The 13,017-nt window shown below is 56.2% G+C and carries 8 protein-coding genes; 5 read left to right on the top strand and 3 right to left on the bottom strand.

The genetic code is table 11. From position 1 onward, the window contains the following. Positions 1-9: 9 nt before the first annotated feature. Positions 10-513, bottom strand: coding sequence for an Lrp/AsnC family transcriptional regulator (locus ACIX8_RS19695; protein WP_014267143.1), 504 nt, complete (start codon positions 511-513; stop codon positions 10-12). A gap of 325 nt (positions 514-838) precedes the next feature. Here ACIX8_RS19695 and ACIX8_RS19690 point away from each other — a divergent pair, with 325 nt between their 5' ends. From ACIX8_RS19690 to def, 3 genes are all read left to right on the top strand, one after another. Beyond that, positions 839-1,756, top strand: coding sequence for a family 2A encapsulin nanocompartment shell protein (locus ACIX8_RS19690; protein WP_014267142.1), 918 nt, complete (start codon positions 839-841; stop codon positions 1,754-1,756). Continuing rightward, a complete protein-coding gene (locus tag ACIX8_RS19685) occupies positions 1,743-3,632 on the top strand; it encodes a family 2A encapsulin nanocompartment cargo protein cysteine desulfurase (RefSeq protein ID WP_014267141.1) in 1,890 nt (629 codons plus the stop codon). The genes ACIX8_RS19690 and ACIX8_RS19685 overlap by 14 nt, the downstream gene beginning before the upstream one ends. 131 nt (positions 3,633-3,763) lie before the next feature. Then, a complete protein-coding gene (def, locus tag ACIX8_RS19680; RefSeq protein ID WP_014267140.1) occupies positions 3,764-4,339 on the top strand; it encodes a peptide deformylase in 576 nt (191 codons plus the stop codon). A gap of 42 nt (positions 4,340-4,381) precedes the next feature. On the opposite strand, the gene ACIX8_RS19675 is transcribed toward def, so the two are convergent. Both ACIX8_RS19675 and ACIX8_RS19670 read right to left on the bottom strand, forming a co-directional pair. After that, positions 4,382-5,077 carry a response regulator transcription factor gene (locus ACIX8_RS19675; protein ID WP_014267139.1) on the bottom strand — a complete coding sequence of 232 codons (696 nt, stop codon included), beginning with the start codon at positions 5,075-5,077 and terminating at the stop codon, positions 4,382-4,384. Positions 5,078-5,079: 2 nt separating this feature from the next. Beyond that, a complete protein-coding gene (locus tag ACIX8_RS19670; RefSeq protein WP_014267138.1) occupies positions 5,080-6,522 on the bottom strand; it encodes a sensor histidine kinase in 1,443 nt (480 codons plus the stop codon). Between the two features lie 317 nt (positions 6,523-6,839). Here ACIX8_RS19670 and ACIX8_RS19665 point away from each other — a divergent pair, with 317 nt between their 5' ends. Beyond that, on the top strand, positions 6,840-10,187 hold the full coding sequence (locus ACIX8_RS19665; protein ID WP_150110680.1) for a carboxypeptidase-like regulatory domain-containing protein: 3,348 nt from the start codon (positions 6,840-6,842) through the stop codon (positions 10,185-10,187). A 197-nt stretch (positions 10,188-10,384) separates the two neighbouring features. Next, complete coding sequence (locus ACIX8_RS19660; RefSeq protein ID WP_014267136.1) at positions 10,385-12,946, top strand: bifunctional YncE family protein/alkaline phosphatase family protein; 2,562 nt, start codon at positions 10,385-10,387, stop codon at positions 12,944-12,946. The last annotated feature ends 71 nt before the right edge of the window (positions 12,947-13,017 follow it).

Here is a 13,017-nt window from a genome sequence, read left to right as displayed (position 1 = left end):
CTCACCACACTAGGTGTTGCCAGCCTTATCTGGGCGCGGCTTTCGGCCGTAACGGGCTGCCGGCAGGATGCTGTTCCAGGGAACGGGGGAGGCCAGAATCATCGAGGTGTTGGTTGCGACGTAGGGCATCATGGAGTCGATGGCCTCTTCCATGTGGGTCATATCGCGGACAGCTATCTGTACCATGAAGGACTCGGCGCCGGTAACGCGGTGGCACTGCAGCACCTCGGGTAGTTTGCGAACCAGGGCGGAGAACTTAGCGAGCTTGTCGCCGGCTACCGTCACTTTAACGAAGGCGCGTACGGGGAGCCCCACTTTAGAGGGATCTACGAGCGTGCGATAGCCAACGATCACCTGCTTTTCCTCAAGCCGGCGAACCCGCTCGATGACCGCCGGGGTCGACAAGCCTACGCGGCGACCGAGTTCTGCAAACGCAATGCGCGCATTGTCTTGCAGCTCTGCCAGAATCTCGCAATCGATGTCGTCGATGCCCGACGACGGCACTCCAGTCATGCTCGCTCTCCTTCACACGGACGATGATAGCGGTGCGTGTGGCTTCTCTCTTCGGCAGATGTGCTCAAAGGCCATCGTAGATGGTTCCCTCACATTATGCGGAAAATGTATGGCTGTCCAGTTCTTTCTAAAGCAGAAACCGGCAAATACCATAGATCGCTCATTCCAGCCGCCTGCCGGGCTGGCTATGATCAAGGGCGTGACACAGGAATGCCGCGCTGCCTCAGGGCACGGGCGTTTCTTATGCGGTCGACGGGGACTTTTAGTGAAGCTTCGGCCGCATTCATCCATTTTTTGAGCAAGACGAAATCAAAGGAGTAAGACCGTGGCCACACATGAGACCCGTCGTACAGTAGGCGATGTAGTAGCACGCCAGTTAGCCAACACAACGAAGACCGTTCCGCAGTTAGCGGCGATTACGCCCCGCTGGCTCGTGCAGCTTCTCTCCTGGACGCCGGTAGAGTCTGGTACCTATCGTGTCAACCAGGTCAATAACGAAACGGAGATTGAAGTTGCCTGCGGTGCGCGTGACGAGCGGAAGCTACCCGCAACCTTTGTCGACTATGTTGAAAAGTCGCGGGAGTACACGCTGAGCTCGATCTCTACCATCGTGGACGTACATACCCGCGTCTCCGATCTTTACAGCCGTCCCCATGACCAGATTCGCGAGCAGCTCCGGCTGACGGTGGAGAAGGTGAAAGAGCGGCAGGAGAGCGAACTGATCAACAACGCCGAATATGGCTTGCTGAATAACGTCGATCCTTCGTTCAAGATCAAGGCCCGCAAGGCAGCGCCTACCCCCGACGATATGGATGAGCTGCTGTCGCTGGTCTGGAAAGAGCCCGCGTTCTTCCTGGCTCATCCTCGCGCCATTGCCGCTTTTGGACGTGAGTGCACACGCCGCGGAGTTCCTCCTCCGACGGTGACCATGTTCGGCTCGCCGTTCCTTACCTGGCGCGGAATTCCCCTGGTCCCCTCGGACAAGCTGGCCGTCGATGCTGCGGGCAAGACCAATATCATGCTGATGCGCACGAGCGAGAAGAAGCAGGGAGTGATCGGCCTGTTCCAGCCTGGACTTGCAGGTGAGCAGACTCCGGGCCTTTCCGTGCGTTTCATGGGTATCGATCGCAACTCGATTGCTTCGTACCTGATCTCACTCTATTGCTCAGCGGCCGTACTGACTCCGGATGCTCTTGGAGTGCTCGAAAACGTAGAGGTCGGACATTATCATGAGTACAAGTGAGCGGGACCAGATCGGAAATGCGGGCGATTCTCTCCGTATGAACGAGATGAGCAGCCCGTCCGCGGGCGCATTGCCGGATGTCGCGGCAATCGCCCAATTGGCGAACGAGTTCTTTCGTGCGCTCCCTGGACAGCCGTCTTCTTTTGCGGCCCCGTCTGCTCCTGAGATGCCTGTTGTAGAGCCTCGTTTCGAGACGGTGATGCCTCAGTTTGGGGCATCGCTGCCTTCGATCCCTGCTGTGCCTGCCGCGGATAAACTCCCCGGTGAAGCGGGTGCTGCCGGGTTTCCCGGTGCTCCGGGAATGCCTGGGATCTCCTCTGTATCTCCGATGACGGCGTTCTCTTTTGTTCCTGCCGAGCTTTCCTCGGGGAACAGGTTCGGTCAGTCCGTTCCACGGAATGCCACTCCGGATGCCCTGGTGTCTCCGTTTTCAATGCCATTGCCGGAGTTCAATACCTCCTTTCTTTCCTTCGAACCCTTGTTTCCGGGCTCGGCCGAATCGATAGGAGAATCCGCAACGCCTGTACCTCCGTCGGCTCCTTCGTTTTATTTTCTGGAAGGCGCTGGTACGCAGGTCAAGCCTGTAGAGGCTTCTTCTGCGAACCGTATGCCTGCGCTTCATTCTGAAGCCGTGCCTGATTTAAATCTGCCGCGTCGCCAGTTCGATATCGCTTCTGTGCGCCGCGACTTTCCCATCCTGCAGGAGAAGGTGAACGGCAAGCCGCTCATCTGGCTGGACAATGCTGCGACGACACAGAAGCCGCAGAGTGTGATCGACCGCCTCTCGTACTTTTACGAGCACGAGAACTCCAATATTCATCGGGCTGCGCATGAACTCGCTGCACGCGCAACCGATGCCTATGAGGATGCGCGCAATAAGGTAGCCCACTTCCTCAATGCCCCCTCCAGCAAGGAGATCGTCTTCGTTCGCGGTGCGACGGAAGCGATCAACCTGGTAGCGCAGGGTTGGGGTCGCCGTCACATCGAGCAGGGAGATGAGATTGTCATCACCTGGATCGAGCATCATGCCAATATCGTTCCCTGGCAGATGCTGGCTGCGGAGAAGGGTGCGCGCCTGCGCGTAGCACCAGTCGACGATGATGGCCAGATCCTTCTCGACGAGTTCGAAAAGCTGCTTGGGCCTAAGACCAAGCTTGTGTCTCTGACCCAGGTGTCGAATGCGCTGGGCACGATTACTCCGGCGCACCAGATGGTGCAGATGGCCCACCGCTACGGAGCACGCGTGCTTGTGGACGGCGCACAGGCTGTGTCGCACATGCCCGTTGACGTGCAATCGCTCGATTGCGATTTCTACGTCTTCTCCGGCCACAAGGTGTTCGCGCCGACTGGTATCGGTGTGCTCTACGGCAAGCCGGATGCGTTGGCGGAGATGCAGCCGTGGCAGGGCGGTGGCAACATGATCGTCGACGTCACGTTCGAGAAGACGATCTATCAGCCACCACCGTCGCGTTTTGAAGCCGGCACGGGCAACATTGCCGATGCTGTCGGCCTCGGTGCGGCCATTGATTACCTGGATCAACTGGGTATGGCAAACGTCGCACGCTACGAGCATGAGCTCCTGGTCTATGCGACCCAGGGCCTGCTGACGGTACCAGGGTTGCGGCTCATCGGTACCGCGAAGGAGAAGGCTGGTGTGCTCTCCTTTGTTCTCGACGGGTTCCGTACCGAGGAGGTCGGCGCGGCGCTCAACCGTGAGGGCATTGCGGTACGTTCAGGCCATCATTGCGCACAGCCGACTCTGCGTAGATTCGGTGTGGAGACGACAGTGCGTCCGTCGCTGGCTCTCTACAACAACGCAGAGGACGTTGATGCACTGGTTGCAGGGCTGATTCGGTTGAAGAGCATGGGTCGGTAAGGAAAAATAGGCTTCGGCATCGGACGGGATTTTTACGGTCCGATGCCGAAGCCTGTTCTGCAGGTACAGGGGTGAGGCCAGGAATCCTGGCCCGCGTCAAAGGTATACTCGCGTTGCGAAGGTAACCGAAGATGCGTTTGAAGATTGTGACTGTTGGAGAGCCGGTCCTGCGAGCTACCTCGCAGATGTTGTCGAAGGAACAGATCCTGAGTCCTTCGATTCAGAACCTGATTGATTACATGAGGGAGACCGTCCGCGATGCTCCCGGAGTAGGACTCGCCGCTCCACAGGTTGGAGAGTCTTTGCAGCTCGCTGTCATCGAAGACAAAGCTGAATACCACAAAAATCTTACTGAAGCAGAGATGAAGGAACGCGGACGAGCCGCAGTTCCATTCCACGTTCTTGTGAACCCGGTCCTTGAGGTTCGTGGAGAATCGACTGCTACGTTCTTTGAGGGTTGTTTGAGCCTGCCTGGTTTTACCGCGCTGGTGCCCAGGGCGAAAGAGGTACGAGTTACAGGTCTCGATCACCGAGGAGAGCCTCGGGTCATCGAAGCCTCAGGATGGTATGCGCGTATTCTGCAGCATGAGATCGACCATCTGCACGGCACGCTTTATATCGACCGAATGCACGCTCGCAGCTTCTCTTCGCTTGAAAATTACACGAGGCACTGGAAAGATCGTTCTATCGACGTCCAGAATCTCTAAGGCTATCCGGGATTAGAAGTGACAGTCATTTGCTGCCGTACTTTATTTCTCGCGAAAGCGGTAACCAATATAGCTTTCGGTCAGGATATAGAGGGGACGTGCGGGATCGTCTTCAATCTTCTTGCGGAGCTGATTGATGATCACTCTCAGGTATTCGCGTTCGTTGCCATAGGCCGAGCCCCAAACGGCGGTCAAGATTCGTTCATGACGAACGGGGCGTCCGGCATGTTCCATTAAATAGCGAAGAGTCTCGTACTCCTTCGGAGTGAGATGAAGGTCTTCGCCTCTCTTTTCTACTCGGCGGCGATCTGTATCCAGAGTGATCTCTCCGATTACGATAATGATCTCCGGGTTAGCTACCGGGATGTGGCTGCGACGAATGACGGCTCTCAACCTTGCCGTAAGCTCGCGGATCTGAAAGGGCTTCGTGACATAGTCAAAGGCGCCGGCGTCCAAAGCTTCAACGATGTCATCTTCCTCATCGCGCACGGTGAGCATCACGACAGGAAGATGCGGATAGCTTTGGCAGATTCTGCGGCATGTTTCTTTGCCACCCATTCCAGGCATATTGATGTCGAGTAACACGGCATCGTAGTTGACCATCCGGAGACGCAACATCGCATCTTCTCCGTTGCTAGCTTCTCCGACTGCAAATCCCAGAGCTCCCAGTGTCTCGAACAGGCTCTGCCGGATACCTGCATCGTCCTCTACCACGAGTACTTTACTTTTCTGATCCATAACTATCCCTCTAAGGCCAGGCTCGGCAGGGTGATGGAGAAGGTTGTTCCATTCTCGACATCGCTATCGACCCATACTCTCCCTTGATGTGCTTCGGCAATGCGCCTGACGACGGAGAGGCCAATCCCCGTTCCCGATATTGTTCGAATGGAGCCTGAGCAACGATAGAAGCGCTGAAAGACCTTTTCTCTCTCTTCCGGTGGAATAAAAGAGCCTTCATTCCTGATGGCGATGACCAGTTCTGCTCCTTCTTTTTCGACTGCAATGAGCACTGGAGAACCGGGCCGTCCGTACTTTACGGCATTGTCGAGAATCTGTAAGAGCGCCATCTGAAGCAGCTTTCGGTCTGCATATACGATTCTGGGGCGCTCTGTTACGCGGATCTCGACCGCATGGCCGTCCAGCTCCTGGGAAGAAGATTCGATGCTGTTCTCCACGAGTTGGGAGAGGTCAATCTCCTCGCGGTTTACCTTGATATCGCCGCTATCGAGCTTGGCTGTCAGGAGCAAATGATTCGCGAGATCGTTCAGGTGACTGGCGTGCCGGTCAATTAAGCCGACTAGTTTTTTCTCAGTTCCGGAGAGGGTATTCATCGCAAGCAAACCGGAGCTTGAAGTGCGGATGGTGGTGAGTGGGCTCTTGAAGGCGTGCGCCATACCATCCAATATGGCGGAACGAAGTTGTTCGGTCTGCCGGGCGGCTACGGCATTCGCTTCAGTCGAAAACGAACGGGCTCTCTCTATCGCAACAGAGACAAGTGAAGCTGCCGCATTGACGGAAGTTGTGTCCAACGAATGCCCACATAAAGCAAATGCCCCGATGGCTCGTGTTCCTGAGCGCAGGACCCGCCGGGAGATGCCTGTACTCGCATCGTCGCTGTCTGCCTCCATGTGAAAGCTGGACCGAACTTGATCGTCGTCGAAGTTGCAGGTGCCGCTCTTGTACATATGCAGGTCGTAGCCGTTCCATAGCGCTATCCCTTCGACTTGCAGGCTGGAACGAATGATGTGAACGAGTTGCTGTTCCACGGCTCCTTCGCGGTCGAGGAGCAGAATGTGCTGGCTCAAGGCATATAGCTTCTGCAGGTGAGCCTGATGCAGCTCCGATTCGCGTGCGTGGCGATGCATCTGGTTGGAGAGCCTACTGACAAGAAGCGCTGCGACCTCAAAGGTGGCGAGGGCTATCCAGTCATGGGAGTCCCTTATATAGAACGCAAAGATAGGGTCCGTGAAGTAATAGTCGAGGCAGGCAACCGAGAGGATGGACACGATGCTGGCTTCGAGAAACCCCCAGCGAAGCGCAATGACCGACATCAGCAGGAAGTGGACCGACGTTGCCGCCGAGAGGTTGAAATGAAGGCGAAAGGCGAGAAACGTGAGCAGCGCTGCAGCGCTGCTGCCAGCCGCAATCCTGCGGAGAACAAGGCGAATTGGTCTGGCAAACATTGAGGTATCCCATCTTCGACTATAGGAAGACAGTAATCAGGAAAGCATTAAGAAACTGCTTATGCGTCGAAAATTGCTTCCGCGATTCACTGAAAGTGTCGGTCTTTTTCGACATTATGAGGTGATTCAACGTGAACTTTCTTAGAGGCCTTCTTCCAAACATAAGCCCCAGCGCAGTGAAGGCGTCCAATGCAGACGGCTTTCCGCAGGGTCAGGTCCAGGGCAATGCCCGGCAAAAAAACGCCCAGAGGCGGGGTTCTTCTTCGCAACGCAGGTTTTACCGATTCCTTCCGATCGTCACCTGCTGCTTGCTTCTGATGGCCACTGTCGTTGCACGGGGACAGTCAACCTTCGGAAGCGTCAGAGGAACGGTCCAGGATGCGACCGGCGCGGCCATTCCGAATACGCAGATCGTACTGCACAGCACCGACGAAAATACGGATCGCAGCATCGAAACCGATGCCTCCGGCGACTTTATCTTTGAGAACGTTAAAGCCGGAAAATATAGCTTGCGTGCTCATCGTGAAGGATTTGCTGACACGGTGGTATCCGGAATTTCGGTGGAGGCTCGCCAGGATTTGAGGCTTGCCGCCACGCTCAAGGTCGCGGAACAGGCGACGACCGTGGAAGTGTCGGGCGCAGCCGATCTGATTAATACGGAGAATGCGAGCATCGGCGACTCGAAGACCAACATCGAGATGACCCAGTTGCCTCTGAACAATCGCGCGACGACCACGAGCCCTCTGGGCTCTCTTGCGCTGTCTCCCAATGTTCAGACAGACAGCTCGGGCAATATTGCACTGGGTGGCGCGAGTTCTTCCATGGTGAACTTCTCGGTCGATGGTATTTCGACGGCCAACGTGCGTCAGAACGGAGCACTGCAGGATGCCTACCCGTCGCAGGAGGGAATTGCCGCGGTCAAGGTAACTGCGTTCAATAACAGCGCGGAGTTTTCCCAAATCGGTGACGTAACGTTTACGACAAAGAACGGAACCAACCAGTATCACGGGAGCCTCTTCGAGTATCTGCAGAACCAGGCTCTCGATGCCTCTCCCTATGGCTTCAGTGGAAAGGCACCAAAGAAATTCAATACGTTTGGCGGCTCGTTCAATGGCCCGGTTGTTATCCCGCATTTGTACAATGGGCACGATAAGACATTTTTCTTTGTGGATTATGAGGGTAATCGCCGCAGCACCGCAGTGCTCCAGCAATTTGTAGTGCCAACCCTGGCCGACAGAAGTGGAAATCTCGCGGATATCGGTGGTCCTACCATTTCGCCGACCCAGATCAATCCAACGGCAAAGGCTTTGCTTGCTTTCTATCCGTTGCCGAACGTAGCGGGTGCTACCAACCAGACGCAGAACATTAACTATCAGAACTTCCAATCGACTCCGGCCAGCACCGACGGTGCCGATATACGCATCGACCAGACAATCTCGTCCAAGCAATCGGCCTATGCGCGCTTTAGCCGCAAGAATATTACCTCAGACTTCGCGAACCCATTCCTGCCGAACGATGTGGACTCCGTTCACAACCGGAGCTTGCTGGTCTCGCACACCTATACGATTACCCCGAAGCTGCTGAATGAGTTTCGCTACGGCTTCACGAATGTGATCACCAGCGTCAACTTCCCGATCCAGGGCTCGACCGCACTGAGCGAGTTAGACCTGACTGGCGTCAATATCAGTCAGCATCTGTTGACGCATGCGTTTCCCACATTCAACTTCAGCGCCAGCACTCCGTTTCCAACCATTGGCAGAGACAAGGCAGGCGTCACGCAGTCCAAGACGACGCAGTTCAGCGACAATCTCACCTACACATTCGGCAAGCATACTGTGAAGGGTGGGATTGACATCCGCCGCGTACGCTACTTCGACCTGGAGAGCTTTGCTCCACAGTTCGCCTCGGACGACTTCGGTAATTTCATCTTCCAGCCGAGCTTTGGAAAGGGACCGAACGACTACTTTACCGGGAACTCATTTGGCGACTTCCTTGAAGGAGCTCCAACGACTCTTGATTTCGCTGTCTCCAGTCCGGATGTCGGCGGAACTGCCACGCAATATAGTTTCTTTGCTCAGGATGAATTCGAAGTAAGCAGCCGCCTGACACTCAGCTATGGCCTGCGCTGGCAGGTTCTTCCCGGCTTCCAGGAGGATGGCGGCAATCTCGCAAACTTCGATCAGCGGAATAACTCGATCGTCGTTCCCGATGCCCTGGCAGCCTACCTGTCGAGTCAGAATATTACGTCCTCGAACCTTGCCTTCCAGCAATCGTTCAACGCCTGTAATCTCAACATTCCGGGGCTGCCCTGCACTAAGTATGTAACTGCGAGCCAGGATGGTCTGCCGCAAAGCCTGCGCAATACGTACAAAGGAAACTTCCAGCCGCGGGTATCCGTTGCATATCGCCCATTCAACGATACGAAGACTGTCGTTCGCGCCGGCTTCGGTATCTATACGATGACGAACCTGGGGCCTCTCTCGTTCAACAATAGCGGCAATCCAACTTCGAGTCTGCACGTCTACTCGAACAGCAATACGGCCGGAGTGAATACTCCGCAAATCCTCTTCCCCAACACCGCGCCCCCCACGTCTGGTGGCCCGGTGTATGGTGGTGGCGGGCTTGATCAGGGAGTTGATCCCAACTTCCGCGATCCTCAGTCGAACCAGTGGAACGTGACCGTAGAGCGGCAACTATCGAACGCGACGTCGCTTCGTGCAAGCTATGTTGGTATGCACTCGTACCGGTTGAGCATTACAGAGGATCTCAATCAGATTCCTGCCAGCACAACTCCCTATGACAGTGCTGCGGCTGGAACGGCTGGCCCCTTTGTGGATAGCCGCGCTCCCTATCAAAACTGGACGACCCTGTTGAGCACCTTCAATGCAGGTGAGGACAATTATCGTGCATTCGAGCTGCAAGCGACTCATCGTATGGAGCACGGCGTCTACGTGGATGCGAATTACACGTATGCCAACAATGAGGCCGACAACCAGGGCGATACACCGACTGCATTTGCGGGAGAGGTCAACTATGGGCTTCCCATTGCCGACCGCTTTCATGTGAAACAGAATCTCGGAAACGTCGAGGGTACCCGTCGTCATCGCATGTTGTTGACGGGCGTCTACCAACTTCCGTTCGGCAAAGGACGGCAGTTCATGAATACAAGCCGCTTGATGGACGCCTTCCTTGGTGGATGGGATCTGACGACGATCACCCTGCTCGAGACGGGACCCTGGCTTACGCCGAGCATCAGCGGTTCGGCCGATCAGTCGAACACCAATGTAGTCAATCGCAGTGCGCAGCTTCGTCCCGACGTTATTTCATCTGATTTCTACAAGGGACAATCGCGGACGCAATACTTCAACCCCGCAGCTTTTGCTGCGACTCCGGCAGGCGCTGGACGCTTCGGTAATGCAGGCGTCGGAATCCTTCAGGGGCCTGGAACGGCAACGGTAAGCCTTGGTGTGGCAAAGCGGTTCCAGATCACTGAGAAACTGCATGCACGCTTCGAGACGACCTTTACAAACGTGTTGAACCACACGAACTTTGCGCCTCCTGTCACGGCTATCGACAATTCGCTCTTTGGGCAGTTGACAGGGCCTCAGACGGCAGAGAACGCAGGGAACCGCACTGGACAGGCAGCTCTTAGACTCGACTTCTAGGCTTGTTGCCAGTTCTTTCAGGGGCGAGGAGATGAACTCTCCTCGCCCCTTTTCTTTTGGGATGAGGAGAATGTCCTGCGGGCAAGGTGCTTCTTCGGCGATTCATGTGAATGCATTATCATGCGCAATTGATAAGGCCGTAAGACGATGGCCCAACGATTTGCGCCCGCATTGTGATGAAGGTATCTGGAGAGAATATGTCTTTGATTCGCCCTGTTACTACGTTGATGTTGATCGCCTGTTTTAGCCTGGTATCCGTTGCGCAGACTTCCGCAGTCCAGCCACGAAGCGCAACGGGGCACGCTGTTGGTGCGGCGACCCAGGAGATCCCGAAGCACACGGAAAGTGGTTCCAATCTTCCCAATGGATGGAGGATCACTCCGGCGGGCAAGACGATTGCGGAGGTTGGGGATCTGGTTCTGAATGAGGTGACGTCACCTGATGGAAAGATCGTCGTGGCATCGCATTCGGGATTCCAGCCGCACGGGATTGATGTGATCGACGTGAAGACCCGGAAGCTGGTGCAGGAGATTCCGCTCAGGACGACATGGCTGGGGATGGCGTGGTCGTCGGATGGACACACGCTTTATGTTTCGGGAGGCAATTCGACGGGCTCCCGAAAGGCTGACTACGGTATGGCCCCGATCTATGAGTTTGCCTACAGGGACGGGCGACTGAGTGAGAAGCCGACCGGCGAACTGGCAGAGACCATAGATCCCAAGGCTGTGTGGTGGGCCGGTGTGGCGTATCTTCCCGGCAGACACTTGATCTATGCGGCAAACCGCGGAACGGGACGTGGACCCAGCAATGTGGTGGTGTTCGACGCAAAGACCCGTCAGATCGTGACGCGTATTCCAGTGGAGATCAACCCCTACTCCACGGTGCTGACCAGGGATGGCAAGCGGCTGTTCGTTTCGAACTGGGCCAGCGAGAGCGTAAGTGTGATCGACACGGAGACGAACAAGGTCATCCGTACCCTGCACGTTGGAATGAATCCGAACGACATGAAGCTGGCGTCGGACGGACGGCTATTTGTAGCGTGCTCCAACGACAATACGATCCATGTGATCGACACGAAGACGCTTGAGGTTGTGGAACGGCTGTCGACGACGCTGACTCCGCTGGCGCCGGAGGGATCGACGCCGGATGCCATCGAGATCGATAACACACGGAAGCTGCTGTACGTGGCGAATGCGGATAACAACTCGATTGCGGTGATACGAATTGCCGTGCCCGAACACAGCGCGGTGATTGGGTTCATTCCAACGGGATGGTATCCGTCGTCCCTGGCTCTGGCGGAGAAGAACAACACTCTGTATATCGGCAATTCGAAGGGGGAAGAAGGACACCCGGATGTGAAGGGACCGCTGAGTCCGCTGGCGTCGACTCGCGATGGCGACGTTAGCGTAAAGACTCTTCAGGCGAGCAGCATTGAGGTGCTGTCCGTAGAGAATCTGAAGACACAGCTGCCGAAGTGGACGCATGAGGTGGTTGAGAATACGCCGTACAACGACTCTCTGCTGTCCGAGGCGAGGCCTTCGAAGGAGGCGACGATTCTGCCGCGCGAGGTTGGCGTTGAAACGCCGATCAAGCACGTGATTTACATCATCAAGGAGAACCGAACCTACGACCAGGTGTTTGGCGATATCAAGGGGGCCAACGGCGACCCCCGCCTGACGATCTTTGGCGAAGAGATAACACCGAATCAGCATGCGTTGGCGAAGCAGTATGTGGTGCTGGACAACCTGTACTGCGATGGCGAGGTCAGCGTCGATGGGCACTCGTGGTCGAACTCCGCCTATGCCACAGACTTCAACGAGCGCTATTGGCCGCCATCGTATGCAGGGCGCAGTTCTACGGAGGTGTCGCGTGCCGAGGTTCCTTCCGCCGGGCACCTGTGGGATTTGGCGGCACGCAAGGGGCTGACCTACCGGTCGTATGGTGAGTTTGCCGCCCGAGCCAGCACAGGCACGACGATGGATGCGTCTCCCGGTGCGAGTGGATTGGTGGGGCATGTAGCCAAGGACTACCTGCCGCTCAATCTTGCGCGCGATACGGACAGGACCGCCGTCTTTCTGCGCGAGTTCAAGGAGTATGAGGACAACTACGACAGCACCGATCCCAATAAGCGTCTTCCGAACTTTATCGTGATGAGCATGCCGGAAGATCACACCCGGGGAACGGCCCCCAACGCCTTTACCCCGCGTGCCATGGTTGCAAATAACGATTACGCGATCGGCCAACTGGTGGATGCGGTGAGCCATAGCCGCTACTGGCCCAACACGGCGATCTTCATCATCGAGGACGATGGTCAGGATGGACCGGACCATGTGGATGCCCGGCGCACCATCGGACTGGTGATCAGTCCGTACGTGAAACGGGATGTCGTGGACAGCACGTTGTACTCGACGAGTTCGATGGTGCGGTCCATCGAGCTGCTGCTGGGAATGCCGCCGATGAGCCAGTACGACGCAGCGGCGATGCCGATGTACGCGTCCTTCGGGACCGAGGAGAAGCTGACTCCGTTCAACGCGATCAAACCCCTGATCGATGTGAATGCGAAGAACAAGAAGGGTGACTTCGGCGCGGAGCTGAGCCGGAAGATGGACTTCTCCGATGTCGACCGCGCTCCGATGCATGCACTGAACGAGGTTATCTGGAAGAGCGTCAAGGGCACGGACTCGGCCATGCCCCCGCCGGTGCATCGCTTCCGTCCACTGATCGATGCTGGCGATCTGATCGTGAAAGACGACGATTAGGTTTCTGGGATTGATTCTGCCTGAGAAGGCAGAATCAATCTCCGTCTGCCTCTGGATAGCTCCATCTACTA

This window comes from Granulicella mallensis MP5ACTX8 (genome assembly GCF_000178955.2).
Classification (GTDB): domain Bacteria; phylum Acidobacteriota; class Terriglobia; order Terriglobales; family Acidobacteriaceae; genus Granulicella; species Granulicella mallensis.
This window is presented reverse-complemented; position numbering and strand designations above follow the sequence as displayed.

Coding starts and splice junctions, on each gene's coding strand:
- ACIX8_RS19660 (WP_014267136.1), top strand. CDS start 10,385: ATGTCTTTGATTCGCCCTGTTACTACGTTGATGTTGATCGCCTGTTTT.
- ACIX8_RS19670 (WP_014267138.1), bottom strand. CDS start 6,522: ATGTTTGCCAGACCAATTCGCCTTGTTCTCCGCAGGATTGCGGCTGGC.
- def (WP_014267140.1), top strand. CDS start 3,764: ATGCGTTTGAAGATTGTGACTGTTGGAGAGCCGGTCCTGCGAGCTACC.
- ACIX8_RS19695 (WP_014267143.1), bottom strand. CDS start 513: ATGACTGGAGTGCCGTCGTCGGGCATCGACGACATCGATTGCGAGATT.
- ACIX8_RS19665 (WP_150110680.1), top strand. CDS start 6,840: ATGGCCACTGTCGTTGCACGGGGACAGTCAACCTTCGGAAGCGTCAGA.
- ACIX8_RS19675 (WP_014267139.1), bottom strand. CDS start 5,077: ATGGATCAGAAAAGTAAAGTACTCGTGGTAGAGGACGATGCAGGTATC.
- ACIX8_RS19685 (WP_014267141.1), top strand. CDS start 1,743: ATGAGTACAAGTGAGCGGGACCAGATCGGAAATGCGGGCGATTCTCTC.